At 70.2% G+C, this 25,788-nt stretch carries 24 protein-coding genes; 18 read left to right on the top strand and 6 right to left on the bottom strand.

Annotated elements, in window-relative coordinates; translation table 11 throughout:
- Window position 1 precedes the first annotated feature (1 nt).
- On the top strand, window positions 2-382 hold the full coding sequence (locus tag AB0I03_RS18810) for an oxidoreductase (protein WP_360414427.1): 381 nt from the start codon (window positions 2-4) through the stop codon (window positions 380-382).
- Between the two features lie 160 nt (window positions 383-542).
- Here the strand turns inward: AB0I03_RS18810 and AB0I03_RS18805 are convergent, their stop codons facing one another.
- Window positions 543-2,000, bottom strand: a complete 1,458-nt coding sequence (locus AB0I03_RS18805; RefSeq protein WP_360414424.1) for a leucyl aminopeptidase — start codon at window positions 1,998-2,000, stop codon at window positions 543-545.
- A gap of 114 nt (window positions 2,001-2,114) precedes the next feature.
- Here AB0I03_RS18805 and gcvT point away from each other — a divergent pair, with 114 nt between their 5' ends.
- The 11 genes from gcvT (at window position 2,115) to AB0I03_RS18750 (ending at window position 15,156) form a co-directional block, all read left to right on the top strand.
- Window positions 2,115-3,197: a glycine cleavage system aminomethyltransferase GcvT gene (gene gcvT, locus AB0I03_RS18800; protein WP_360414421.1), complete on the top strand. Its 1,083-nt coding sequence runs from the start codon at window positions 2,115-2,117 to the stop codon at window positions 3,195-3,197.
- Between the two features lie 78 nt (window positions 3,198-3,275).
- A complete protein-coding gene (locus tag AB0I03_RS18795; protein ID WP_360414418.1) occupies window positions 3,276-4,583 on the top strand; it encodes a Gfo/Idh/MocA family oxidoreductase in 1,308 nt (435 codons plus the stop codon).
- Window positions 4,584-4,593: 10 nt separating this feature from the next.
- Complete coding sequence (gene uxaC / locus AB0I03_RS18790; protein WP_360414415.1) at window positions 4,594-6,030, top strand: glucuronate isomerase; 1,437 nt, start codon at window positions 4,594-4,596, stop codon at window positions 6,028-6,030.
- A complete protein-coding gene (locus AB0I03_RS18785; protein WP_360414412.1) occupies window positions 6,027-7,322 on the top strand; it encodes an enolase C-terminal domain-like protein in 1,296 nt (431 codons plus the stop codon). The genes uxaC and AB0I03_RS18785 overlap by 4 nt, the downstream gene beginning before the upstream one ends.
- On the top strand, window positions 7,310-8,668 hold the full coding sequence (locus AB0I03_RS18780) for a mannitol dehydrogenase family protein (protein WP_360414409.1): 1,359 nt from the start codon (window positions 7,310-7,312) through the stop codon (window positions 8,666-8,668). Before AB0I03_RS18785 ends, AB0I03_RS18780 begins: the two co-directional genes overlap by 13 nt.
- Complete coding sequence (locus tag AB0I03_RS18775; protein WP_360414406.1) at window positions 8,665-9,783, top strand: Gfo/Idh/MocA family oxidoreductase; 1,119 nt, start codon at window positions 8,665-8,667, stop codon at window positions 9,781-9,783. The genes AB0I03_RS18780 and AB0I03_RS18775 overlap by 4 nt, the downstream gene beginning before the upstream one ends.
- A gap of 186 nt (window positions 9,784-9,969) precedes the next feature.
- Window positions 9,970-10,530 carry a hypothetical protein gene (locus AB0I03_RS18770; RefSeq protein WP_360414403.1) on the top strand — a complete coding sequence of 187 codons (561 nt, stop codon included), beginning with the start codon at window positions 9,970-9,972 and terminating at the stop codon, window positions 10,528-10,530.
- Window positions 10,531-10,547: 17 nt separating this feature from the next.
- Entirely contained in the window at window positions 10,548-11,915 is a 1,368-nt protein-coding gene (locus AB0I03_RS18765) for a hypothetical protein (RefSeq protein ID WP_360414400.1), read from the top strand.
- 18 nt (window positions 11,916-11,933) lie between these two features.
- Entirely contained in the window at window positions 11,934-12,593 is a 660-nt protein-coding gene (locus AB0I03_RS18760) for a VWA domain-containing protein (protein WP_360414397.1), read from the top strand.
- Between the two features lie 11 nt (window positions 12,594-12,604).
- Complete coding sequence (locus AB0I03_RS18755; RefSeq protein ID WP_360414394.1) at window positions 12,605-14,233, top strand: protein phosphatase 2C domain-containing protein; 1,629 nt, start codon at window positions 12,605-12,607, stop codon at window positions 14,231-14,233.
- Window positions 14,230-15,156, top strand: coding sequence for a hypothetical protein (locus tag AB0I03_RS18750; protein ID WP_360414391.1), 927 nt, complete (start codon window positions 14,230-14,232; stop codon window positions 15,154-15,156). The genes AB0I03_RS18755 and AB0I03_RS18750 overlap by 4 nt, the downstream gene beginning before the upstream one ends.
- On the opposite strand, the gene AB0I03_RS18745 is transcribed toward AB0I03_RS18750, so the two are convergent.
- Entirely contained in the window at window positions 15,153-16,115 is a 963-nt protein-coding gene (locus AB0I03_RS18745; RefSeq protein ID WP_360414389.1) for a right-handed parallel beta-helix repeat-containing protein, read from the bottom strand. The two genes, AB0I03_RS18750 and AB0I03_RS18745, sit on opposite strands and share 4 nt — an antisense overlap.
- 257 nt (window positions 16,116-16,372) lie before the next feature.
- Between AB0I03_RS18745 and AB0I03_RS18740 the strand changes: the two genes are divergently transcribed.
- Window positions 16,373-17,341: an acetylxylan esterase gene (locus AB0I03_RS18740; protein ID WP_360414386.1), complete on the top strand. Its 969-nt coding sequence runs from the start codon at window positions 16,373-16,375 to the stop codon at window positions 17,339-17,341.
- Between the two features lie 55 nt (window positions 17,342-17,396).
- Here AB0I03_RS18740 and hisN read toward each other — a convergent pair whose 3' ends face one another.
- From hisN to aroA, 3 genes are read right to left on the bottom strand one after another with little or no spacing between them, the layout of a single operon-like run.
- Window positions 17,397-18,197: a histidinol-phosphatase gene (hisN, locus tag AB0I03_RS18735; RefSeq protein WP_360414383.1), complete on the bottom strand. Its 801-nt coding sequence runs from the start codon at window positions 18,195-18,197 to the stop codon at window positions 17,397-17,399.
- Between the two features lie 60 nt (window positions 18,198-18,257).
- The gene (gene rsgA / locus AB0I03_RS18730) at window positions 18,258-19,283 is read right to left on the bottom strand and encodes a ribosome small subunit-dependent GTPase A (RefSeq protein WP_360414380.1); all 1,026 of its coding nucleotides are present in this window, start codon (window positions 19,281-19,283) and stop codon (window positions 18,258-18,260) included.
- Window positions 19,283-20,614, bottom strand: a complete 1,332-nt coding sequence (gene aroA / locus AB0I03_RS18725) for a 3-phosphoshikimate 1-carboxyvinyltransferase (protein ID WP_360414377.1) — start codon at window positions 20,612-20,614, stop codon at window positions 19,283-19,285. Before aroA ends, rsgA begins: the two co-directional genes overlap by 1 nt.
- 133 nt (window positions 20,615-20,747) lie before the next feature.
- Here aroA and AB0I03_RS18720 point away from each other — a divergent pair, with 133 nt between their 5' ends.
- The 4 genes from AB0I03_RS18720 (at window position 20,748) to rsrA (ending at window position 23,542) form a co-directional block, all read left to right on the top strand.
- Window positions 20,748-21,455 (top strand): SOS response-associated peptidase, encoded by a 708-nt coding sequence (locus AB0I03_RS18720; RefSeq protein ID WP_360414374.1) that lies wholly within the window; start codon window positions 20,748-20,750, stop codon window positions 21,453-21,455.
- 175 nt (window positions 21,456-21,630) lie between these two features.
- Window positions 21,631-21,984, top strand: coding sequence for a WhiB family transcriptional regulator (locus tag AB0I03_RS18715; RefSeq protein ID WP_205327957.1), 354 nt, complete (start codon window positions 21,631-21,633; stop codon window positions 21,982-21,984).
- 482 nt (window positions 21,985-22,466) lie between these two features.
- Complete coding sequence (locus tag AB0I03_RS18710) at window positions 22,467-23,249, top strand: sigma-70 family RNA polymerase sigma factor (RefSeq protein ID WP_360414370.1); 783 nt, start codon at window positions 22,467-22,469, stop codon at window positions 23,247-23,249.
- The gene (gene rsrA, locus AB0I03_RS18705; protein WP_360414367.1) at window positions 23,246-23,542 is read left to right on the top strand and encodes a mycothiol system anti-sigma-R factor; all 297 of its coding nucleotides are present in this window, start codon (window positions 23,246-23,248) and stop codon (window positions 23,540-23,542) included. The genes AB0I03_RS18710 and rsrA overlap by 4 nt, the downstream gene beginning before the upstream one ends.
- A gap of 113 nt (window positions 23,543-23,655) precedes the next feature.
- On the opposite strand, the gene AB0I03_RS18700 is transcribed toward rsrA, so the two are convergent.
- Window positions 23,656-24,252, bottom strand: a complete 597-nt coding sequence (locus AB0I03_RS18700) for a helix-turn-helix domain-containing protein (RefSeq protein ID WP_360414364.1) — start codon at window positions 24,250-24,252, stop codon at window positions 23,656-23,658.
- Window positions 24,253-24,704: 452 nt separating this feature from the next.
- Here AB0I03_RS18700 and AB0I03_RS18695 point away from each other — a divergent pair, with 452 nt between their 5' ends.
- A complete protein-coding gene (locus AB0I03_RS18695) occupies window positions 24,705-25,736 on the top strand; it encodes an SIS domain-containing protein (RefSeq protein WP_360414503.1) in 1,032 nt (343 codons plus the stop codon).
- The last annotated feature ends 52 nt before the right edge of the window (window positions 25,737-25,788 follow it).

Genomic DNA, 25,788 nt, shown 5'->3' with positions numbered 1-25,788 from the left:
CATGTGTACGCTTGGAAATCACGCCTCAAGTGGTGCGGGAGGAGCGGCCGTGGGCTTGTTCGGACGGAAGAAGAAACAGGGCAAGGGAACGCTGGACCGTGCCTCTGACAACGCTGACCAGCGGCATCTGATCGATTTCATCAAGACGCGCACGGGCGTCGAGGCCTACCTCGAGCCGAAGACCACGGTCACCGAGACCACCGTCATGCTGATCGCGCACGACGGCGAGTGGACGCGGCGCCGCGTGGACGGCCCGGCGGGCGCGTTCGCCCTGGGCCGCAAGTACAACACCCCGGTGTACGAGGTCGCCAAGACCGGATATCCGCAGCGTAAACGCGATTTCGACGCGCGGCGGAAGCTCGAGCAGCAGCGTCGCCAGTAGCGATTTCCCCTGCCGTTCGCGCAACGATTCCGCAATATTCGCCGCACTGTCCCGCCACTTGGTGGTGAGGGCGGTCGGACGAGAAAAGGGCCCGGCACTCTCGGCGACGCTTGCGAGCCGTCAATGAGTTGAGCCGGGCCCTTTGTTCACATCGGTGTAGTTACACGGTGAACTCTTCGAGCAGCGCCACGAGGGTGCGCACCGGGAACCCGGTCGCGCCCTTCGCGATGTACCCGTAGGTCGAGTCGGAGTCGGCCGGGCCGGCGATGTCGAGGTGCGCCCACGGCAGGTCCTCGGGCACGAACTTCGACAGGAAGATCCCGCCCTGGACCATGTGGCCGTCGCGCTTGAGGCCGGTCGCGCACTGCGAGACGTCGGCGATCGAGGACTCCATGAGTTTCACGATGTCCTCGGGGAACGGCATCGGCCAGCCGTGCTCGCCGGTGACCTCGCCGAGGCGGCGCAGCCGCTCGGTCTCGGTGTCGGTGCCCATGAGGCCCATGGTGCGCCGGCCCAGCGCGATGAGCTGACCGCCCGTGAGGGTCGCCACGTCGTACAGCGCGTCGGGCTCGTCTTCGAGCGCCCGCGAGATCGCGTCGGCGAGCACCAGGCGCCCCTCGGCGTCGGTGTTGAGGACCTCCACCGTCTTGCCGCCGCGGATGGTGATCACATCGGACGGGCGGAACGAGGAGCCCGAGAGCATGTTCTCCGCCAGCGCCACCGTGCACGTGACGTTGACGGCCAGGCCCAGCTTCGCGGCGGCGAGCGTCGCACCGACGACGGCCGCGGCTCCGGCCATGTCGCCCTTCATGTCCCACATGCCCGCGCCGGGCTTGATGTTGATGCCGCCGGAGTCGAAGGTGATGCCCTTGCCGACGAACGCGACGTGCTTGGTCGCGCCTTCGGGCCGGTAGGAGAGCCGGACCAGGCGCGGTTCGGCGGACGAGCCGCCGCCGACGGCGAGCACGCCGCCGTAGCCGCCCGCGGCGAGCGCTTCGGCGTCCAGGATCTCGACTTCGAGGCCGGCGTCGTGGGCGGCCTGCTCGATCTCGATGGCGAAGCCGGGCGGGCGCAGGAGGTTCGCGGGGGTGTCGGCCCAGTCCTTGACGAGGGCGACGCTCTCGGCGAGCACGGCGGCCTTGGACACGGCGGCCTCGTTGGCGCCGTAGACGCGGATCTCGGCGGGGGCGGCCTCAGTGTTGCCGTCGGTCTTGTAGCCCGCGAACTTGTACGCGGCGAGGGCGGCGCCCACGGCGGTCGCCTCGGGGTCGCCCTCGAATGCGATGGCGACACTGGCCTTGCCGAACGCGGCGCGCACGGCGGTGCCGGCGGCGCGGCGCAGGGTCTCGTCGTCGAGGTCGTCCGCGTCGCCGAGGCCGACCGCGTAGACCAGCGTCGCCGCGAGGCCCTCGGGGGCGGGGAGGCGGGTGAGCGAGGAGGCCGAGCCGGTGTTGCCGAGGACCGCGAGCTGCTCGGCGAGGCGTCCGCCGAAGGCAGCGTCGACGCCCGCGAGGCTCCCGGGGAGCTCGGGGGCGTCCTCGCCGGAGAAGACGCCGACGACGAGCACTTCGGCGTCAGCCGCCGCAATGTCGCCGGAGGCGTTGATCAGTTCTGTCACGGTGCATCCTTAGCGTCGTGGTCCACGGCGCACGGAATGACAACCATTGCGGCCGCGGTGGGGACCAAATGCTCCGATCCTAGTCACTGGGACGGCCGCGATAGTCTCTGTCCCATGTCAGAGACTCTGCTCACCTCGCCCCTGCACGAACGCCACTTGGTCCACGGCGCGAAGTTCGCCGAATTCGCGGGCTGGAACATGCCGCTCCAGTACGCGAGCGGCGTGCTCGCCGAGCACCAGGCGGTCCGCACGAGTGTGGGCGCGTTCGACGTCTCGCACCTGGGCAAGGTGTGGGTGCGGGGTCCGGGCGCGGCGGCGTTCGTGAACCGGTGCCTGGCGAACGACCTCGACCGGATCGGCTCGGGCGGCGCGCAGTACACGCTGTGCCTCGATGAGGACGGCGGCGTGGTCGACGACCTCATCGCGTACCGGTTCTCGGACGACGAGGTCTTCCTGATCCCCAACGCCGCCAACACGGCCGAGGTGGCGCGCCGCCTGAGCGAGGCCGCCCCGGACGGGGTCGAGGTGCGCGACGTGCACCGCTCGTTCGCGGTGATCGCGGTGCAGGGGCCCGAGTCGCCCCGCATCCTCGAGTACCTGGGCCTGCCGCACGACCACGAGTACATGACCTTCCGCGAGCACCTGGTGAACCAGGCTGATGTGATCGTCTGCCGCTCGGGCTACACCGGCGAGACCGGGTTCGAGCTGGTGGTGCCGAACGAGGCCGCGGTGGACCTGTGGGACGGCGTCCTCGTCGCGGGCGCGGCCCCGTGCGGGCTCGGCGCGCGCGACACGCTGCGCCTGGAGATGGGCTACCCGCTGCACGGCCAGGACCTGAGCCTGGAGATCACGCCAGTGCAGGCGCGGTTGAACTGGGCGATCGGCTGGGACAAGCCGGAGTTCTGGGGCAAGGCCGCGCTGGAGGCGGAGCGGGCCGCGGGCCCGAAGCGGCGGCTGTGGGGCCTGGAGGCCGCGGGCAAGGGCGTGCCGCGCGCCCACATGTCGGTCATGGACGGCGACGACGTAGTGGGGGAGACCACATCCGGGACGCACGCGCCGACCTTGAAGAAGGGCGTGGCGCTGGCGCTGCTCGACGCGTCGTACAAGCCGGGCGCCGAGCTTGAGCTCGATGTGCGTGGACGCCGGTTGCCAATTCGAGTTGTCAAGCCCCCGTTCACGAAGGCCACGCCGAAATAAGCCCAGGCCAGATCCGGCTCTTGATTGTGGCAAGTTTCTCCGATAGCGTTTACCAAAACTCGCCGACGAAGGAGTCACATGCCTGGCACGCCGCATCGCTATGCCCTCGTGGGAACCGGTTCACGCGCCACGATGTACCGCAAGGCCATCACCGAGCGGAGCGGCAGCGCCCTCCTCGTGGCCCTCGCGGACACCAACCCCAAGCGCATCGCCCGCCACCGCGAAGCGATCGAAGCCGCCGGCCACCCCGCCCCCGCCGCCTACGCCGCGGCCGACTTCGACAAGCTCCTCGCCGAGACCGATCCCGACACCGTCATCGTCACCTCGGTCGACGCCACCCACCACGAGTACATCCTGGCCGCGCTCGCCGCGGACAAGGACGTCATCTGCGAGAAGCCGCTGACCACAACGGGTGAGCACGCCGCCGCGATCCTCGAGGCGGAAGCGAAGTCGAAGGGCACGGTCACCGTCACCTTCAACTACCGCTACAACCCGCTGCACGAGAAGGTCGCCGAACTCCTGCGCGAAGGCGCGATCGGCGAGATCACGTCCGTCGGCTTCGACTGGCTCCTGGACACCCGCCACGGCGCCGACTACTTCCGCCGCTGGCACCGCGAGGCCGAGCACTCCGGCGGCCTGCTCGTCCACAAGTCCGGCCACCACTTCGACCTCGTCAACTGGTGGCTCGACGCGGCCCCCGTGCGCGCCTACGCCAAGGGCAAGCTCGCGTTCTACGGCGAGAACGGCAAGCGCACCGGCCACGACCGCGGCTATGACCGCGTCAACGGCTCCGAGCTCGCCGCGGACGACCCGTTCGCCCTCCACATGGCCGACAGCCCCGGCCTCAAGGAGATGTACCTCGACGCCGAGGACGAGGACGGCTACATCCGCGACCGGTCCGTGTTCGCCCCCGGCATCACCATCTACGACGACATGATGGCCCTCATCGACTACGACTCCGGCGTCACGCTCTCCTACCGGCTCACCGCCTACTCCCCCTGGGAGGGCTACCGGGTGCACTTCAACGGCACCCAGGGCCGCCTCGAACTCCTCGTCGTCGAGAACGACCATGTCAACCCGAAGCTCAAGGGCCCCAACGGCGCCACCCTCCACGGCACCGACGCCGCCGAGGAAGAGGGCTGGTACGAGCTGACCGTCCACCCCTTCTGGACCAAGCCCACGAAGATCGACCTCGGCGAGTACCAGCGGGCCGGGCACGGCGGCGGCGACAAGGTCATGCTCGGCGTCCTCTTCGACGGCGACACCGACCCCCACCACCGCTCCGCCACCGCGCAGGACGGCGTCAACGCCCTCGCCGCGGGCCTGGCCTCGAACGCGTCCATCGAGACCGGACTCCCGGTCGACGTCGCCGACCTCCTGAAGTAGGACACCCCGCATGAGCCTTCACCCCGACCGGCTGTTCCCGGCCGACGAGCGAACGCGCGCCATCGCCCGCGAGATCCACCAGCGCACCACCGACCTGCCGCTGGTCAGCCCCCACGGGCACGTCGACCCGCGCCTGATGTCGGAGAACCAGCCGTTCCCCGACCCCGCCCGGCTATTCGTCGTCCCCGACCACTACCTGACCCGGATGCTCTACAGCCAGGGCGTCACCCCCGCCGAGATGGGCGTCCCGTCGATCGACGGCACACCGTCTGAAGTGGACGGACGCATCATCTGGCGCCGCTTCGCCGAGCACTACCGCCTGTTCCGCGGCACCCCCTCCAAGATGTGGCTCGACTACACCTTCGCGGAGGTCTTCGGGATCTACAAGGAACTCGGCCCCGACACCGCCGACGAGTTCTACGACCACCTCTCGGCGCGCCTGTCCGAACCGGCCTACCGGCCCCGCGCCCTGTTCGACCGCTTCAACATCGAAGTGCTCGCCACCACCGAGTCCCCCGTGGACTCCCTCGAACCGCACGCCGCGCTGGCCGGGATGCCGGCCACCGACGGCCGCAAGTGGGGTGGCAAGGGCGGCAAGGTCATCACGACGTTCCGGCCGGACAACCTGGTCGAACCGGACTGGCCCGGTTGGCGCGAACGCGTCGACCAGCTGGGAGAGATGACCGGCTACGACACCTCGACCTTCGACGGATTCCTCGACGCGCTGCGGGCCCGCCGCCAGGACTTCATCGCCGCCGGGGCCACCTGCTCCGACCACGGCAACCGGACCGCCGCAGCCCTCGACGATCCGAAAAAGGCCGCCGAGATATTCCACAAGGCGCTCGCCGGTGAAGCCGACGAGATCGAGATGATGATGTTCCCGGCGCACATGCTGGTCGAATTCGCGCGCATGAGCGTCGAGGACGGCCTGGTCATGCAGCTCCACCCCGGGGCGCACCGCAACCACAACCAGTGGCTGTACGAAGGCTGGGGCCGCGACGTGGGCGGAGACATCCCCACCTCGTCCGATTACACGATGTGGATCAAGCCGCTCCTCGACGCGTTCGGCAACGACCCGCGCTTCCGCATCGTCCTCTACACCTTGGACGAAACGGTCTTCAGCCGTGAACTGGCGCCCCTCGCGGGCGGCTACGCCTCGGTGTTCATCGGCGCCCCCTGGTGGTTCCTCGACTCGCCGGAAGGCATGCGCCGCTTCAGGGAGGCCGTGCACGAGACCGCCGGGTTCTACAACACCGCCGGATTCGTGGACGACACCCGCGCGTTCTGCTCCATCCCCGCCCGGCACGACGTGGCCCGCCGCATCGACGCCGCCTACCTGGCCCGCCTCGTCGCCGAGCACCGGATGACCGAGCAGGAAGCCGCCGAGGTCGCGATCGATCTCGCCTACAACCAGCCCCGCAAGATCTATGGATTGGACGCCCAGTGACGACCCGGATAGAACGACTCGAAGTCCACGACGTGCGGTTCCCGACCGCGACCGCCGGCGACGGCTCCGACTCGATCAACCGCGCCGACTACTCGGCCTGCTACGTTGAGCTGTTCACCGACGGCGGCCCCACCGGCACCGGCTTCACCTTCACCGGCGGGCGCGGCACGGAGATCGTCGCGTCGGCCGTCCAGGCGTTCAAGCACCTGGTCGTGGGCAAGACCGTCGAGGAGATCTTCGCGAACCCCGTCGAGTTCTCCCGCTCGATCATCCAAGAACCCCAGATCCGCTGGCTCGGCCCTGAGAAGGGCGCCACCCACATGGCCGTGGGCGCCATCGTCAACGCCGTGTGGGACCTGCGCGCCAAGCTCGAAGGCAAGCCCATGTGGCAGCTCCTCGCCGAGATGGACTCCGCCGAACTCGCCGCCCAGATCGACTACCGGCACATCGAGGACGAGCTCACCCCCGCCGAAGCCGAAGCGATCCTCGACGAGGGCCGCATCGGCTACGAGGACCGCCTCAAGGTCCTCCAGACCGACGGCTTCCCGGCGTACACCACCTCCGTCGGCTGGCTCGGCTACTCCGACGACAAGGTCCGCGCCCTCACCGAGCAGGCCGTCGCCGAAGGCTGGACCGCCGCCAAGATGAAAGTCGGCTCGCCCGACGTCGCCGACGACGTGCGCCGCGCCGGCATCATCCGCGACGTCCTCGGCCCCGACCGCCTGCTCATGATGGACGCCAACCAGATCTGGTCCGTCCCCGAGGCCATCGAGAACATGAAGCACCTCGCGGCCTTCGACCCGTACTGGATCGAGGAGCCCACCCACCCGGACGACATCCTCGGCCACGCCAGGATCGCCAAGGCCGTCGCCCCCATCCGCGTCGCCACCGGCGAGGTCGCCGCCAACCGCGTCATCTTCAAGCAGCTGCTCCAGGCCGAGGCCATCAAGGTCTGCCAGATCGACGCCTGCCGCGTCGGCGGCATCCCCGAAGTCCTCGCCACCCTCCTCATGGCCGCCAAGCACGGCGTCGACGTCTGCCCGCATTCCGGCGGCGTGGGCCTTTGTGAATACGTGCAGCACCTCGGCATGTTCGAATACCTTCGAGTGGGAAAGACCCTGGAGGGCCGCATGATCGAGTACGTCGACCACCTGCACGAGCACTACACCGACCCCGTCACCGTGGTGGACGGCCGCTACCGGCCGCCCACCCAGCCCGGCTACTCGGTGACGCTCAAAGACGAATCCATCGCCGAGTTCTCGTTCCCGAACGGGCCGGCATGGAGCGTCTGACCAACTCGGTCCTGAAGCGGCTCCCCGGGGACGTGCGCGTCCCCGGGGACCGCCCCCAGACCACCGGCGTCCTCCACCTCGGCGCGGGCGCCTTCCACCGCGCCCACCAGGCCGTCTACACCGACGACACCGATTGGGGCATCACCGTCGCCGCACCGCGCTCGCGCGGCGTCATCGACGCCCTCGCCGAACAGGACGGCCTCTGCTCCGTCGCCACCCTCGGGCCCGGCGGCGCCTCCATGCGGGTCGTCGGCTCGATCGTGGACACCGTCCACATCGCCTCCGAACACGAGCGCGCCGTCGACCTCGTCGCCGCCGAGACCACCCACGTCGTCACCCTCACCGTCACCGAGAAGGCCTACCGCGACCCCGCTGGTGTCCCCGGGCTCCTCGCCGCCGGACTCGCCCGGCGCGCCGCCCGAGGCGGACCGCCGCTCACGATCCTGTGCTGCGACAACCTGCCCGACAACGGCAAGACCACCCGCGCCGCCGTCGAACCCCTCCTCGACCCGGCGACCCGCGCCTGGGCCGAGGCGCACGTCACGTTCCCCTCGAGCATGGTCGACCGCATCGTCCCCGCCTCCACGCAGGCCACCTATGAACGCGCCCTGCGCGAACTCGGCGTCTCGGACCTCGCCGCGGTCGAAGCCGAGCCGTTCACCCAGTGGGTCATCGAAGACGACTTCGCCGGACCCCGCCCCGCCTGGGACGCCACCTACACCCACGACGTCGCCGGCTGGGAGCGCCTGAAACTGCGCACCCTCAACGGCGTCCACTCCACCCTCGCCTACCTCGGCGCGCTCGCCGACATCGAGACGATCAGCGACACCCTCGCCCTCCCCGGCGCCGAGGCGTACGCGCGCTGGCTCATCGCCGAGCAGATCGCCCCCAGCTTCACCCCGCCCGACGGGAAGGACACCGTCGCATACGGCGAAGGGGTCCTCGAGCGCTTCAGCAACCCCGGCATCAGGCACCGGTGCCTCCAGGTCGCCATGGACGGCTCCCAGAAGCTCCCGCAGCGGCTCTTCGCCACCATCGCCGACCTCGCCGAAGCCCGCGTCGACCTCGACCTCATCGCGCTCCCGCTCGCCGCCTGGACCCGGTTCTGCGCAGGGAAGTCCGACGCCGGCAGCGACCTGCCACTGGACGACCCGCTCAAGGACGCCATCCGCCAGAGCCTCACCGCCGCCGGGGGCAACCCCGCCGCGCGCATCGACGCTATTCTCGGGCTCCACCAGATCGTCCCCGAAACCGTCGCCGACAACCACCAGCTGCGCCGGGCCGCCGCCAAATGGCTGCGCGAACTCGACCGGCACGGCGTCGCCACCACCCTGGAGCACTTGTGACCGAGACCCGCACGCCCCGCATCGCCCTCGTGGGCGCCAACGGATACGGCCTGCACCACCGCCACAACCTCGAACCCCGCCGCCGCAGCGGCGAACTCGACTTCGTGGCCCTGTGCGACACCGCCGAGATCTACGAGGACGACGCCATCCCCGTCGGCGACCTCCCCGTCTTCGACGACTACCGCGCCATGCTCGACGCCACCGACCCCGACGTCGTCATCATCGCCACCCCGCCCCCCACCCACCTGCCCATCGCCAGCGCCGCGATGCGCCACGGCGCCGACGTCTACCTCGAGAAGCCGCCCGTCGCCAACCTCGCCGAATACGCCGACCTCTACGCGGTCATGACCGAGACCGGCCGCAACGTCCAGGTCGGCTTCCAGGCCCTCGGCTCGCACGCGTTCAACGCCCTCCGCGACGCCATCGAAGCCGGGCGGCTCGGCGAGGTCGAGGCCGTCTCCGTCGCCGGCTCCTGGCGCCGGCCCGACTCGTACTACCGCCGCTCCCCGTGGGCCGGCAAGCGCGAGGCCAACGGCACCCTCATCGCCGACGGCGCCCTCGCCAACCCCTTCGCGCACGCCTCCCAGGAGGCCATCGCGCTCGCGGGGGACTGGCCGCTCGACGGGCCGATCGAGCTCGAGCGCCTGCGCACCCGCGAGAGCATCGAGGTCGACGACACCGCCGTCTGGCGCGCCACCAATAAGAACGGCGTGCAGATCACCGTCGCCGTCACCCTCTGCGGCGACCGGAAGCTCGAAGGCGACGTGTACGTGCGCGGCACCGAGGGCGAGGCCTGGTTCGAGTACCCCACCGACCGGCTCCTCCTCCCCGGCGAAGCCGAGCCGAAGCAGTACGGCCGCACCGACCTCCTCGACAACCTGCTCGCGCACCGCAACAAGGGCGTCGGCCTCATCTCGGGCCTGCGCCGCGCGAAGACCTTCACCGGGGTCCTCGAGCGGGTCCTCAACGACCCGATCCCGCGCCTCGTCGGAGCCGAGCACCTCGAGCGCGTCGGCGACGACCCCGTGACCCTCCTCAAGGGCGCCGACCAGGCCGTGGAGGACGCCGCCCGCCAAGGGAAGCTCTTCAGCGAACTCGGCCTGCCCTGGGCCTGAACGACCTCGATGCAGCGGCCCCGGTCCCCGGACCGGGGCCGCTGCATCGTCTCGACCGGGACCCCTCCCGGAGGGCGCGGGTTAGCCTCGGCGACGATCACCTGACGGCGGCGTGCTGCTGGTTCGCCTTGCCGCCGTATGGTGGTCACCACACGTTTCCGATCCCGCACCCCCGGGAGTGCTTCATTGCGTCCTCGACGTCGCGCCCATTGGAAGACCGACCCGCCTTCGCCGACCTCGCTCGCCGGCTGGCTCTTCGCCGACCTGGCCCTGCTGCTGTTCATCATCACCGTGGTCATCGCCGCCGACTTCCCCGCCGCCGAGGCTGACCCGCCCGAAGCCGCGCCGCCGACCTCCGCTGCGGCCTCCGAGTCGCCCAGTCCCAACCCGAGCCCGACCGCCGATCCCGGCGTCGAATCGGAACCCCACGTGTTCTACGTGGACACCGACGCGGCCGGCCTCGTCAGCGGCGACGCCGCCGCGGAAGCCGGCCTCGTCGACGCGCTGCGCGCGGACTTCGACGCCCTGACCGCCCAGGGCTACACCGTCGGGTTCGCGCTGACCTTCGGCGGCGCCGACGACCCCGGCTACGGCGGCGACATCGCCGAAGCCGCCAACGCCGTCATGGCGACGACCTTCACCGACCTCTTCGGCGACGCGCCGACCCGCCACTTCTGGACCTCGAGCAACAAGGAGGGCGTCGACGTCGGCACCGTGCAGATCGAGCTGTATCTGCTGGCCGCGTAGGCGCTCCTGGAGCATGTATGTTCATCTTTCCGAGCACCCCGACCGCCCCGGTCGCGGTGGACCCGCCGACCCCCCTGCCGCCCACCGAGTACGGACCCGGGACCAACGGCGCCGAGACGATCGCGACTGAGCTCGAAGCCCTCGCCATGCGCGAGCCCTCCGAGGACCGCGGACGGCAGCTCGCCTCCCTGGCCGCCGCCATGCGCGACGCCGCCGCGGCCGTGCTCTGGCGCGACGTGCCGCTCCACGCCGCCTTCGCCGGGCTCGCGGTCGAACCCGAGATCCAGCCGCGCGACCGGCTCCTGCAGCTGCTGCACCTGATCCGCGCCGCCGTCATCTTCCTGCCCCTGCTCGTGTCCTGGTGGGGCATCCACGGCGCCGTCAGCGCCTACCGCGAGCGCCTCGCCGACGACCCCGACCAGGGCGCCCAGACGTTCTTCCGGGAATGGCTCGGCGGTTTCGGCGGCGAACTGTGGCTGAGCTTCGACCGCATGGCCGCCATCGTCGTCGCCAGCGTGCTCGTGCTCATCCTCGCGTCCATCGCGATCGAGTGGATGCAGCGCATCGCCGCCGCCGAAGCCGACGCCGCCGAGACCCGCATGCGCGACCGCATCGACACCGCCCTCACCGAAGCCGCCCTGCACCTGCGGGCCATGCCCGGCAGCGACCCGGACGAGGTCGAACGCCGTCTCAACCAGATCGTCGACCGCTCGGCCGGCCTCCTCGAAGCGCTCACCACGGCCGTCGACGCCGTCCGAGGCGAACTCGCCGCCCTCGAAGCCTCCAGCGGCGAGTTCCGCACCGTCGCGGCCGGACTCGAAGGCGGCGCCCGGTCGATCGCCGAAGCCGCCGAGCAGCTCGACGGCACCATCAGCCAGCAGCACGCCCGCACCGCGAAGGCCTTCGAGGACGCCGGGAAGGCCGCGGCCGCCGAACTCGGCGCCGCCGCGAACGGCCTCCAGACCGGCATCGCCGACCAGCTCGACCGGACCGCGCAGGTCCTCACCGAAGTCGGCCTCGCCGTCACCGAGGCGGTCGGCCAAGGCGAACGCCACCGCGACTCCCTCGGCCGGATCATGCGCGAACACCGCGAAGAGGACGCCCGCGCCCTCGCCGACGCGATGTCGCAGCGCCACACCGCGCTCGCCGACGAACTGCGCCGCGCCGGAGAGGACATCGCCGCCAAACTCGCCGGCGTCGTCGAGATCGAAGTGGACCAGCGCCTGCGCGACCAGCTCGACGGCATCGGCCGCACCAACCTCCAACTCCACAGCTCAGTGGACGGACTGACCCAGTCCGTGCACTTCCTCGGGCAAGCCCTCGGAAGGACGCCCCTGCCCGCACCCCTGCCCCCGCAAGGTCCAAGGCGCTGGTTTCGGCGCTAGAGAAGGAAGGCGAAAACCATGGAGCAAGTGCTCCCGTTCTACGTGGTCTGCGACGAGTCCTACTCGATGGAGGACAACATCGGCGCGCTCAACGACGGCCTGCGTGAACTCCACGCGGCCGTCGGCAGCGACCCGGTCGTCGCCGACAAGACCCGCTTCTGCGTCATCGGCTTCTCCGACGACGCCGAAGTCCTCCTCGAACTCTCCGACCTCAGCGACGTCACCCACATGCAGGGCCTCACCGTCAAGGGCAGCACCAACTACGGCGCCGCCTTCAAACTCCTGCGGGACACGATCGAGAGCGACGTCGCCCAGCTCAAACGCGACGGATGCCGGGTCTACCGCCCCGCGGCGTTCTTCCTCTCCGACGGCCAGCCGAACTACGACTGGAAGGTCGAGTTCCAGCGGCTCACCGACCCGTCCTGGAAACCGCGCCCCAACATCGTCGCCTTCGGCTTCGGCGACGTCGACGAGGCGACGATCTCCGAGATCGGCACCTTCAAGTCCTTCGTCGCCGACCACAGCATCAGCCCCGCCGACGCCCTCCACGAGTTCGCGTCCGCGCTCACCAAGTCCATCGTCCAGTCCGGCACCAACATGACCGACGGCGGCGACGTGACGCTCCAGGTGCCCGACAAGGTCCCCGGTTTCACGGAACTGAAGGCCGACGAGATCTGAGAAAGCCGAACATGACCGACAACCGCATGCAGCTGGCGCCTCCGGTCCCCGCGAGACTCTGGGGCGACCGCGAGCCGCCGTGGGTCCCCGACACCGTCGGCCGCCGCGCCAAGACCGCCGAAGCGCCCTGGAAGCCCGACCCCGACCCGGACTTCCCGGACACGGTCTTCGACGGCGGACGGATCGGCGACCTCCGCGTCATGGCCTGCGCCGCACGGGGCGCGAAGCACCGCTTCGAAGGCGCCGCACGACAGGACGCGGCCATGGCCGTCAGCGCCGCGGGGTGGGCGCTGGCCGCGGTCGCCGACGGCGTCGGTTCCGTTCCCGGCAGCCACTTCGCCGCCGGCGGGGCGGTGCGGGCCGCCCTGGGAGGGCTGTCCCGCGACATCGAGGTGAGGGGCGCCGGCGCGTTCGAGCGGGGACCGGCGCTGTTCAAGTACCTCTGCGGCGAACTCGAGCAGTTCGAGGGGCCGAAGACCACGCTCACTGTCGGTGCGGTCGCGTCCGCGCCCGACGCTGAGGGCAACTACGGGTGGTGGGTCGCCCGCGTCGGCGACAGCCCCGCCTACGTCCTCAGCGGCGGCCGCCTCGTCGCACTGTTCGACACCGAACGGGAGGACGAGTTCGGGACCGCCACCGCCGCGCTGCCCACACTGGACCTCAAGGCCGCCTACCGCGAGCGGCGCGGCCGGCTGCGCCCGGGCGAGGCGCTCGTGCTCGTCAGCGACGGCATCGGCGACCTCCTCACCACCGATCTGGCCCGCGCCGCGAACCACGAGGGTCCGATCGCCGACGACGCCATCGAGTACTTCGCCCTCAAATGGCAGCGGGAACCGGACCCGGTCGACTTCCTGCGCCACACCCAGACCCGGCGCCGGACGTTCGACGACGACCGTTCCGCCGCGGTCTTCTGGACCGCGCCCGCCCCGGTGCCGCAGCCGCCGACGCTGCGCCCGGGCGCCGCACTGCGCTCGGCGAGGCGCGCGTTCCAGGACATCGAGCTGAGCGCCGCCCGGTTCGGCGACCTCGAGATCCGCAGCGCGGTCTCCAAAGGCGCAGCGGGCCGGCACGAACGACGCTCCCGCCTCTGCCTCCTGTCCAGCGGCGAACGCCTCGTCGTCATCGCGGCCGCGGCCCTCGACCCCACGGCGCCCGCACCGGTCGACCGGTGGACGCGGCGGCTCAGGGAGACGACCGAGTGGCTGGTCGAGTCCCAGGCGCTGGACTGGACCGCGGTCGTCTGGTCCCGCGCACTGCAGTCCCTTGCCGAGGAGACCGAGTTCGACCCCCGCAACCTCGCCACAGCGATCCTCAGCATCGAACCGGGCCCGTCGGGCGCCGACTACTCGCTCAGCGTCTCCGAAGGCCTCGCCGTGACGCTCGCCGGGGCGGGCCTGTCCAACGACATCGCCGAGCACCGGCAGCCCGAGAGCGTCTACCCCGACGCGCAGCACGGCACCGAGTTTCACTTCTACGCCGACCGGCTCGCCCCCGACCAGACGCTCCTGCTCACCAACGGCGTCGACCCGGCCGCGATCGCGAAATCCGAACCCCGGCCCGGTCCGCTCCAAGCGCTCGGCCTCCTGCAGAAACCCGTCGGCGGCGACCGTCTCATCGCGACCGTTTGGAGCGAAGGATGACCATCAACGACGAGCCCAACAAGCTGAGCGAACTGGGCGTCCTCACCAAGCTCGCCGACGGCGGCCAGGGGACCGTCTACCGGATGTCGCTGCGCCCCGGTGAGCTCTACAAGAGCTACCACGCGCCCGACCAGCTCAACGTCGGCGAGCTCAAGCGGCTCATCCGCACTGTCCAATCCGAGCCGATGCGCGAATCCGACCGGGCCCTCATCCTCGAGAGCACGGCCTGGCCTACGGGCACGGTCCTGGAGAACGGCGCCTACAAGGGCTTGACCATGCCCGAGGCCCCCGAGCGGTTCACCGCCGATATCGGCGGCCGCAGGAAGCTCAGGGAACTGCAGTTCCTCATCTTCGCCGCCAAGCCGATGTGGAGCGACCTCGCCCTCCCCGCACCCGAGCAGCGGCGCAAACTCGTCCAGTGCTTCGCGAAGCTGTTCAGGGCCCTCCACGACGCCGACATCGTCATCGGGGACGTCTCCCCGCGGAACCTGCTGTGGGCGCTGGAACCCGAGCCCTCGGTGTACTCGCTGGACTGCGACGGGTTCCGCGTCAACGGCTTCGCGTCCCCCATGCCGCAGGCGCAGACGCCCGACTGGGTCGACCCCGGCCAGGAGATCGGCGTCGCCACGCTCGACGGCGACCGGTACAAGCTCGCCCTGCTGGCTCTGAGAGTGCTGCTGACGGAACCGAAGATCACCCCCGCTGACGTCGCCGCCGATCCGGTGCGGCAGGAGCGGCTCGGTGAGCGCGTCGCGGCGCTCGCCGTCCGCGTCGCCGACGGCGAGCGCTGCAGTGCCGCCGAGTGGGTGCGGGCGCTCGACAACCGTCCCACGATCCAGTTCGACCGGGTGAGGCCGCCCGCACCGCGGCAGCGGCCGGGGCCTCCGCGAGACCCCGGCCGACCGACGATCCGTTTCGATTAGCGAGCGCCGGCGCCGCCGGACACGATGGACTTGACCTGCGAGGGCGTGTCCAGCTGGAAGCTGTAGGGCACGCCCGCGACGGACCCGCGGCTCGTGGGGGCGGGGGAGTTGACGACGTGGTTGTTGCGGGAGACGATCCGGCCCGCGGCGGAGTCGCCCTGGCCGATGTCGACGGTCCGGTTGCAGTTCTCGAAGTAGTTGCCCTCGTTGATGACGCCGGCGTCCATCGTGGTCGCGATGCAGTACGACCGGATGTTCGCGTAGTAGTTGTTGTAGACGTGGACGGGCTCGGCGAACCGGACCCGGGGGGTGCGCTGGGTGGTGCCATTGAAGTAGTTGTGGTGGTAGGAGACCCGCAGCTTGCCGCGGTCGACCGTGTGGCTGTCGCTGTGGCCGAGCAGGCAGGTCTTGTCGGTGCCGTTGAACCGGTTCCACGACACGGTGATGAAGTCCGACTGGCGCTTGATGTCGCAGGCGCCGTCGTAGCCGGGCTCGAAGGTGTTGTGGTCGATCCAGATGTTCCGCGAGCTCTCCTCGATGTTGATGCCGTCGTCCGAGTAGCCGCGGAACCGCATGTTCTGGATGATGACGTTGGTGACGGTGCGGAGGGTGAGTCCGCCGCTGGTGAGGGTCGCCCCCGAGTTGCCGATGATGGTGGTGTTCGAGCCGATCCGGACCATGCCGGAGAGGGCGATGGTGCCGCTGACGCGCACGATCTTGCGGGTGTTGCCGCTGACGGCGGAGGCGAAGGCCGACGCGGAGGTGACGGTGGTCGTGCTGCCGCCCGACCCGCCCGTGGTGCCCCCGTTCTGGGTGGCCCAGCCGACGGGGCTGCCGGTCTGCGCATGGGCGCTGCGCGGGTCGGCGACGAAGGGCGCTGCGGCGGCACCGATGGCGACGGCGCCTGCGGCGGTGAAGAGCGTGCGGCGGGAGTGCCTGCCGTCGAAGACGTGTTCCATGTCCTTGAGCCTTTCGAAGAGTATGAATATTCATACTTGTCAATCTATTGCCGTAAGTCACGGTAAGCCCGACTGGACAGCGTTTGCAAGGGGTTGGCCCGAAATAGACACGGACGGGGCCGACGATGTTCCGACGGCCCCGTCTGGCGAGTGGCGATCGGTGTTGCCCCAGAGATCAGGGGTGTTGGACCCGCCCCGCCAGGCTGGGCAAGCGGTTGTGATTGCAGAAGTTCGTTTGGTCGTGCTACAAACTCTCCATGGCTCTTTTCGACCTTCCCCTTGACCAGCTCCGCGAATACCGACCCGAGGTGCCCGAACCGGCCGACTTCGACGAGTTCTGGAAGAGCACCCTCACCGACGCCGCCGCCCACGAGCTCGACGTCAGGATCGAACCGTTCGCGACCGACCTGGTGACCATGGAGGCGTTCGACATCGTCTTCGCCGGGTTCGGCGGCCACCCGATCAAGGCCTGGCTGGTCAAGCCCAAGGACGTCGAAGGGCCCCTGCCCTGCGTCGTGGAGTACATCGGCTACTCCGGCGGCCGCTCCTACCCCTGGGCGCACACCACCTACCCCGCCGCCGGCTGGGCCCACCTCGTCATGGACACCCGCGGCCAGGGCTTCGGCAACTGGCAGCCCGGTGACACCGGCGACCCGTACGGCACCACCGGACCCACCAACAAGGGCTGGATGACCCAGGGCCTCGAAGACCCGGAGCACTACTACTACCGGCGCGTGTTCACCGACGCGTTCCGCGCGGTCGACGTCGCCAAGGGCCTCGACGGGGTCGACCCCGACCGGATCGTGGTCGCGGGCGGCAGCCAGGGCGGCGGCATCGCCCAAGCCGTCGGCGGCCTGCGCGACGACCTCGCCGGCGCCATGATCGACGTGCCGTTCCTGACCTACTTCCGCCGCGCCGCCACACTCACCGACTCCTACCCCTACAAGGAGATCGGCGAGTTCCTCTCCGGCCAGCGCCTGAGCGAGGAGCGGACGTTCGCGACCCTCGACTACTTCGACGGCGTCAACTTCGCCGCGCGCGGCACCGCCCCCGCGCTCTACTCGGTGGCCCTGATGGACGACATCTGCCCGCCCTCCACCGTGTTCGCGGCCTACAACCGCTGGCAGGGCGAGAAGCGGATCACCGTGTGGCCCTGGAACGGCCACGAAGGCGGCGGCATCCTGCAACGCGGCGAGCACCTGAAGTTCCTCGCCGAGCACCGCTAGACGACCGACGAGAAGGGGCGTGACCGCATCGGTCACGCCCCTTGCTCTCGTCGTCCTAGAGCTCCCGGATCTTCAAGCGCTCCAAGGCCTGCTCGTGCAGCAGGCCGTTCGTCGCCAGCGCTGAGCCGCCGTCGGGGCCGGGACGGCCGCGCAGGTCGGTGAAGGTCCCGCCCGCCTCCGCCACGATCAGCGCCAGCGGCGCCAGATCCCAAAGGGCCACTTCGGGTTCGGCCGCGATGTCCACCGCGCCCTCCGCGAGCAGGCAGTACGAGTAGAAGTCGCCGAAGCCGCGCTCGCGCCACGCCTCGTGGAGCAGCGCGAGCATGGCGCCCTGCCGGTCGAGCTTGGCCCAGCCCGTGATCGAGGAGATGCTCACCGAGGCGTCGGAGAGCTTCCCGACCTTCGACACGTGGATCCGCTTGCCCGCGCGCTGGTCGCGCCCGGCGAACGCGCCGGCGCCCTTCATCGCCCACCAGCGGCGGTTCAGCGCCGGGGCGCTGACGACGCCGACGACGGGTTCGCCCCGGTCGAACAGGGCGATGAGCGTGGCCCAGATCGGTACGCCGCGAACGTAGTTGCGGGTGGCGTCGATCGGGTCGATGACCCACTTGCGACCCGAGGCGCCGGGGTTGTCGCCGTACTCCTCGCCGTAGATGCCGTCGCGGGGGCGGGCGCGCGCGAGCGTCGAGCGCAGCACCTCTTCGATCGTGGTGTCGGCGTCGGAGACCTCGGTCATGTCCGGTTTCGAGGAGACCCGCAGGTCGGAGGAGCGGAACCGGCTGTTGCCGATCTGAGCGGCGCTGTCCGCGAGCAGGTGCGCGAGGCCGAGATCGTCGTTGTAGCTGGAGGTGGGCATGCGCACATCCTACTGAGCCCGCGAAGGTGCCCTCGACCAGCGAGGCAACGAAGCGGTGAACTAATTCTTGGTGTCGGCCTCGTGGAGCGAGGCGAGCACGCGCCGGAACGAGGCGAGGCGGCCCGCGCGCGGGTCCTCGGGGCCGATCGCGGTGTCGAGGGCGCAGTCGCCGATCTCGGGCGTGTGCGTGCAGCCGCGCGGGCAGTCCTGGGCGACCTCCAGGAGTTCGGGGAAGGCCTTCAGGATCGAGTCGGCGGTGACGTGCGCGAGTCCGAACGAGCGCACGCCCGGCGTGTCGATGACCCAGCCGCCGCCGGGCAGCGGGAAGGAGACGGTGCTGGTGGAGGTGTGGGAGCCCTTGCCGATCGAGCGGACCTCGGCGACGACGCGTCCGGCTCCGGGCACGAGGCGGTTGACGAGCGTGGACTTGCCGACGCCCGAGTGGCCGAAGAACACGTTCTCCTTGTCGCGCAGCAGTTCCACGAGGTCGTCGAGCGGCGCGTCGGGCTCGGTGGTGGTGATGGTGAGGTCGAGCTGGGAGTAGTAGGCGCGGGCCTCGGCGACGAGTTCGGGGGCGAGGTCGTGCTTGGTCAGGCACAGCACGGGCGCGACCCCGGCGTCGTAGGCGGCGACGAGGCACCGGTCCACGAACCCGTAGCGCAGCGGCGGGTCGATGAGGCTGGCGACGACCACGAGCTGGTCGACGTTGGCGACGACGACGCGCTCGGTGGCGTTCTCGTCGTCGGCCGAGCGGCGCAGCTCCCCGTGGCGCGGTTCGATCCTGACGATCCGGGCGAGGGTGCCCGGGTTCCCGGAGCGGTCGCCCACGAGCGCGGCGCGGTCGCCGACCACAATGGACTGCTTGCCGAGCTCACGGGCCTTCATGGCCGTGACGACGGCGCCGTCCACGATGCAGGTGTAGCGGCCGCGGTCGACCGCGGTCACGAAGCCCTCCTGCGCGTGCTCGTGCTTGGGCCGGATCTTGGTGCGCGGACGGGAGCGGCGGGTCGGCCGCACCTTGATGTCGTCCTCGTCCCACTCGTCCTCGTCGTCGACGCCGTCGGCGTCCCAGCCCGGTTGCGGCACTAGGCGTCGGCCTCCTCGATCGGTGCGGCGTTCCCGTGCCCGAGCACCGACTGCTCCCACACCTCGGCGAAGTCCGGCCAGGTCTTGGAGACGCAGTTGACGTCGGAGAGCGCGAGCCCGGGGACGACGAGGCCGGCCACGGCGCCCGCGTGGGCCATGCGGTGGTCGGCGTAGGTCTCCCAGGTGCCGGTGGTGTTCCCGCCGCGGTTGACGCGGAAGCCGTCCTCGAACTCGTCCACGTCGGCGCCGATCTTGCGCAGCTCGGTGACGAGCGCCGAGACCCGGTCGGTCTCGTGGCCGCGGATGTGGGCGACGCCGCGGATCGTGAAGGGGCCCTTGTTGACACCGAACAGCGCGGCGAGCGTCGGGGTGAGTTCGGCGGCGTCGGCGAGGTCGAGTTCGAGCGGCGTCACCGAGGGCGAGCCGATCACGGTGAGGCCGCCGCGGCTCCACTCCACGCGGGAGCCGAGCTGGACGAGGATGTCGCGGATCTTGTCCCCGGCCTGCGTGGTCTCGGTGGGCCAGCCCTCGATGGTGACCCGGCCGCCCACGGCGACGGCCGCGATGAGGAACGGCGCGGCGTTCTGCAGGTCCGGTTCGATGACCCATTCGCGGCCTTCGAGCTCGCCCGGCGCGACGCGCCAGCGGTTCGGCTCGGCGTCGTCGACCTCGGCCCCGGCCTGGCGGAGCATGTGGACGACCATGTCGAGGTAGGGGCGGCTCGGGACCGGCTTGTCGCCGATGTGGCGCAGGTCGAGGCCCTGCTCGAAGCGGGGTGCGGCCATGAGGAGCGCGCTCACCAGCTGCGAGGTCTTGGAGGCGTCGATGTCGAGCGCGCCGCCCTTGACGCCGCCCGTGCCGTTCACGGTGAACGGCAGGGCGAGTCGCCCGCCGTCCTCGATCGCGACGCCGAGGTCCCGGAGGGCCTTGATGACGCCGTCGTTGGGGCGCTTGCGGGCGTGCGGGTCGCCGTCGAAGGCGACCGGGCCATCGGCGAGCGCCGCGACGGGAGGCAGGAACCGCATCACGGTTCCGGCGAGTCCGCAGTCGACCTCGGTGCCGCCCTTGAACACTGCGGGCGTGACGGTCCAGATCTCGTCGTCGCCCGTGTCCACCGCGACGCCGATGGACCGCAGCCCTTCGACCATGAGCAGCGTGTCGCGGGCGATGAGGGGTCGCCGGATCGTGGAAGGACCGGACGCGAGCGCGGCGAGGATGAGGGCGCGCGCCGTCATCGACTTCGAGCCGGGCACGCGGACGACCGCGTCCAGCTCGGCCTCCGCGAACGGAGTCTCCCAGCGGCGCGTCTTGGGGGCGGCGGTTGCGTTCACGCCGCCATTCTAGAGGCCCGCGAGCTGCTGACTCGAACGTCGGCGCACCGGGGGTGGCGCGGGCGGGGCCGCCGCAGCCGATGCGCCGAAATTGAGGAGCCGGAGTGTCGGTGGCGGGCGCTACCGTGAGGGCATGTGCGGAAGGTACGCCAACAGCAAGTCGAGCCCGAGCATGGCCGCGCTCTTCGACGCCGCCGACCTCATCGCAGGCGCTTGGGACCCCAGGTACAACATCGCGCCCACGACACCCGCGCCCGTGGTGCGCCGCTCGAAGTCCCGCGATGAGCGGGTGGTGGAACTGGCCCGCTGGGGCCTCGTGCCGCCCTGGGCCTCCGACCCGGGCGTGGGCAACCGGATGTTCAACGCCCGCATCGAGACCGTCGCGACATCGCGGGCCTACAAGCGGCCCTTCGCCTCGCGGCGCGCGCTCGTCCCGGCCGACGGCTGGTACGAGTGGCGCAAGCTCCCCGGCGGCGGCAAGCAGCCCTACTTCTTCACCCGCCCGGGCGGTGTGGTCTTCGCGGGCCTGTGGGACACCTGGAACCGGGGCGACGTCAACCTCATGACCTTCACGGTGCTCACCTGCCCGGCCGTGGGCGAGGCGATGGCCACGGTCCACGACCGGATGCCGTACGTCCTGCCTCCCGAGCGGTACGCCGCCTGGCTGGGGGAGGAGGACGCGGACGAGGGCGAGCTGCTCGCCGGTCCGGTCGCTTCGCTGCCGGACGATCTCGAGATCCGCAAGGTCGGCCGGTCGGTCGGCCGCGCCGACAACGAGGGCCCTGAGCTCGTCGATCCCGTCGATGCCGAGGAGGGTCCCACTGTAATTCCAGGACTGTGAACTCAATCACAATCGGCTCTAGGTATCTGTACCCCATGTCGTCGGTCTTTCGTGTACAAGCCGTCGCCGGCCGAAGGAATCGCTTCCCGTGTCGAGGTGATCGACCCAGGAAGGGCCGACGGCGGAAGACTCTGCATCCACAGGCTCTGCATCCGAAATGAAATGGGAGGCAGCAATGCGGCGAATCCGCCCCGATGAGGTAGCCCGAGCCCGGAGGGACCCCCGGCTGCTCGATGCCGCCGAATACCGCAACGAGATCATCAGAGGCGCCTACCGGATGAGCGGCGACGCCTGGCTCCGCCAGGGCAACTGCGCCGACGCCGAGCCCGACGTCATGTACCCCGAACCCCGCGAGCCCATCGACGAGGCGCTCGCCATGTGCGCGTCCTGCCCGGTGCGCACGCCCTGCCTGGTCCGCGCGCTGGAAGCCCGCGACCGCCATGGCGTCTGGGGGGCCACCGCGCCCCGCGAGCGCCGCGCGATGATCGAAGTCTGGAAGGACATCAACCCCCTCGCCGTCGGCGCCTAGCCGAGCCCGCCGAATCGAAAGCCGCGACCGCTGGCCCCAGCGAAGGTCGCGGCTTTTCGCCGTCTCGGGCGGAGTTGCTTCGGGGAATGAGCCTCCCCGGACCGACGACGGTGTCATGTTCGCCGGCCCGGGGCAGGCACTGGGAGTTCACGCGCCGGTCTCCCGACGCGATCAGGACCCTTCCGGGTCCACACACGATAACGACTCCATGCACCGAAAGTTACCGTTTCGATCCATTAAGTAATGATTTCGGGTGATATTCCGAATTTCGTACGCGCTATCCGAAAGTCGTGCGGCCGCGTTGCACGCACGCGGCGGATGTGGCGGATACGACTCGGCCGGTTTCGCGGAAGGCGGAATGAAGCCGCGCCGGACGCTGTTGTTCGGGACGAGTCTCCCGCCTCGGAGCGCCGGCCACACGCCGTGCGAGCTGCGGCGAAAGGCTCACGGGCCACGAAGTCTGTTGAGAAGGAGCCCAGCGCATGACCACCACCCTCCGCGGGCGCGAAGACGAGCGCCTCTCCGCGCTCTTGAGCGGCCCCGAATGGTCCCCCTCGCCCAACGGCGTCCCCCCGGTCGGCGGCGTCACGACCGCCGGTATTTCCTCCGCCCCCGCCCATACCCCTGCCGTAGGCTCGGAACTGGTCGGCTACGAGAGGGAGACGGTGACCGAGGCAGGCAGCGAGAACACCCAGGAGCGGCGCGAGCGGTTCGAGCGCGACGCGATGCCCCTGATCGACCAGCTCTACGGTGCCGCGCTGCGCATGACGCGCAACCCGGCCGACGCCGAGGACCTGGTGCAGGAGACGTTCCTCAAGGCCTACTCGAAGTTCCACCAGTTCCGCGAGGGCACCAACCTCAAGGCGTGGCTCTACCGGATCCTCACCAACACGTACATCAATTCGTACCGCAAGAAGAAGCGCCAGCCGCTGACCTCCCCCACTGACGAGATCACGGACTGGCAGCTCGCGGACGCCGAGTCGCACTCCGCCTCCGGGCTGCGCTCGGCCGAGACCGAGGCGCTGGACCACCTGCCGGACTCGGACGTCAAGGACGCCCTCCAGCAGCTCGGCGAGGACTTCCGCCTCACCGTCTACCTCGCGGACGTCGAAGGCTTCTCCTACAAGGAGATCGCCGACATCATGGGCACCCCGATCGGCACCGTCATGTCCCGGCTGCACCGGGGCCGGCGGCAGCTGCGCCAGCTGTTGAGCTCGTACGCCGCGGACCGCGGCCTTTCGCCCGCACGGGAGGGACAGCAGTGACCGCCGAACCGGAGAAGCCCAGACTCGACTGTCGCGAGGTCCTCGAAGAGGTCTACCTCTATCTCGACGAAGAGTGCTCCGACCGCCGCCGCGGCGTGATCCGCGACCACCTCGAAGAGTGCTCGCCCTGCCTCTCGGAGTACGGCATCGAGCAGGAGGTGCGCACGATCGTGCACCGCTGCTGCAGCCAGGAGAAGGCGCCCGACGAGGTCAAGGCCCGCCTGCGCGAGAAGCTCAGCGCCATCGAGCAGGTCAGCGAGATCTTCAGCGAAGTCGCCGAGCGCGACCGCTGAACTGCGAGATGCTCACCGACCGCTGAACCGGCCTGAAACGCCGTTCGGGCCCGCCCGCCCTGGTGCTGTTCGGGCCCGACTGCGTTGAGGTACTACCGCTCCGAAGCGGGTCGTCAGGCGGCCGGATCCTCTGCCGCGTTGGCCCGGACCATGCCGATGGAGATCTGCAGCGATGCCTCGCGGACCTCGTCGTCGGAGTCGTCCACGCGCGGGTAGGTGATCCAGTTGCTGTAGAGCGTCGTGATCGCGTCCCACGCCCGCAGGCGGTGGATGAGCGGTGCGTCCGACTCGACGAGCAGCGCGTGCAGGCGCCGCTGCCGCAGCCGGAAGACCGACATGCGGTCGAGGCGCGTGAGCGCGGCCTGGTTGTTCTGCATGAACCTGAGCACCGGCACGTGGGCCCTGATGACCTCCGCATAGCGGCGCAGCAGTTCGGTGCGGGTGTCGAGCGTCCGCGGCTGGGTCTCGCCCCAGTCGCAGATGCGGTCCAGGTCCTCCGCGTAGGAGTCGAAGAAGCTCGCCGCGATGTCTTCTTTGGTCTTGAAGTGGTAGTACAGCGCGGCCTTGGTGACGCCGAGCTGCTCGGCGATCTCCCGTAGAGAGGTGTGCTCGTAGCCGTGCTCGCTGAAGAGCGCGATCGCGGTCTGCTGGATCCGCTCTCGGGTGCTCGGCTGTTGCTGCTCGCGCGCTACGCGCGGCGCTTCGGTCATGTGGGCAATTCTCGTTCTGCGCCGGGTGTCCAGTGCGATCTGCGGGGCAGTCGCGGCCTCGGCCGCCTGCCCCGCCACGCGCTAGCTGTTCGGGCGCTTCCCGTGGTTAGCGGACTTCTTCTTACGCGACTTGCGCTTGCGGGCTGCTTTCGCCACGGCTCCTCCTCGATGGTCGGGAATTCAGGGGTCAACCTTACCGGCACCTGCGCGGCTGTACGGAGGGCAGTGGACACACTTCATTGACGACCGCTCCGAGTCGTAGCAGGGTTGGAGATGCGGACACGGGAGTGCCGGAAGGGCCCAATGCGGTGGACGCGCGTGGTGACGGTCGACTACGCTTCATTATAAAAGTTTGTTTAATATTTTAGCGGTACCCGTTTCACAAGGAGCGTCAAGTGAACCAGCCCCAGGTCGGCGCCACCGACAACGCCAGCACCGAGCACGGCAAAGGCATGGCCGCCGACATCGCCGAGCAGCCCGGCGTCTACGCCGACGTGCTCGACCACGGCGCCGCCGAGATCGCCCGCATCGCCGCGGTCATCGCCGAACGGCGCCCGCGCTCGGTGGTCTTCACCGCCCGGGGCACCTCCGACCACGCCGCCCTCTACGCGGCCTACCTCACGGAGATCCGCCTCGGCCTGCCCGCCAGTCTCGCCAGCCCCTCCGTCGTCACCGTCTACGACGCCCGGCCCGACTGGTCCGACTCCCTCGTCATCGCCGTCTCCCAGTCCGGCGGCTCGCCCGACCTCGCCCAGGTCCTGGCCGCCGCCCGCGCCTCCGGCGCCCTCACCCTCGCCGTGACCAACAACCCCGACTCCCGCCTCGCCGGCGAAGCCGAACTCCACCTCGACGTCCGCGCCGGACACGAGCGCGCCGTCGCGGCCACCAAGACCTACACGGCCGAACTGCTCACCCTCCTGCTCCTCATCGAGGGCATCCGCACCGGCACCGGCCGCCTCGACGCCGCCGAAGCCACCGCGATCGGCAAACTCCCCGAACTCGCCCGCGGCGTCCTCGCCGACACCGACGCCGCCGACCTCGCCGGCCGCTACCGCTTCGCCTCCCGGTTCGTGACCACCGGCCGCGGCTACGCCTACCCCACCGCCCGCGAGACCGCGCTCAAACTCATGGAGACCTCCTACCTCCCCTCGCTCGCGTTCTCCGGCGCCGACCTCCTCCACGGCCCCCTCGCCATGACCGACCCGGGCGTGCCCGTGCTCGCCGTCGTCGGCTCCGGCCCCGGCGGCCATGCAATGTGGAACGTCCTCACGCAACTGGGCAAGCAGCGCGCGGACGTGGTCGTCGTCGGCGCCGCCGACGTCCCGGGCCAGACCGCCCGACTCGCCACCCCCGCCGTCGACGAACGATTCGCGGCCCTCCTCGATATCCTTCCGCTGCAACAACTCGCACTCCATCTCGCGATCGAGCGCGGCGAGAACCCCGACGCCCCAAGAGGCCTCAAAAAGGTCACGGAGACGGTGTGATCCCAGCTAGGCGGGTGTAGAGAAGCGGGTGTTCACCTTCGGTTCACCGAGA

Origin of the sequence: Glycomyces sp. NPDC021274, from assembly GCF_040641195.1 — a bacterium.
Classification (GTDB): domain Bacteria; phylum Actinomycetota; class Actinomycetes; order Mycobacteriales; family Micromonosporaceae; genus Glycomyces.
The sequence above is the reverse complement of the archived record's forward strand: the minus strand, read 5'-3'. Positions and strand labels throughout refer to the sequence as shown.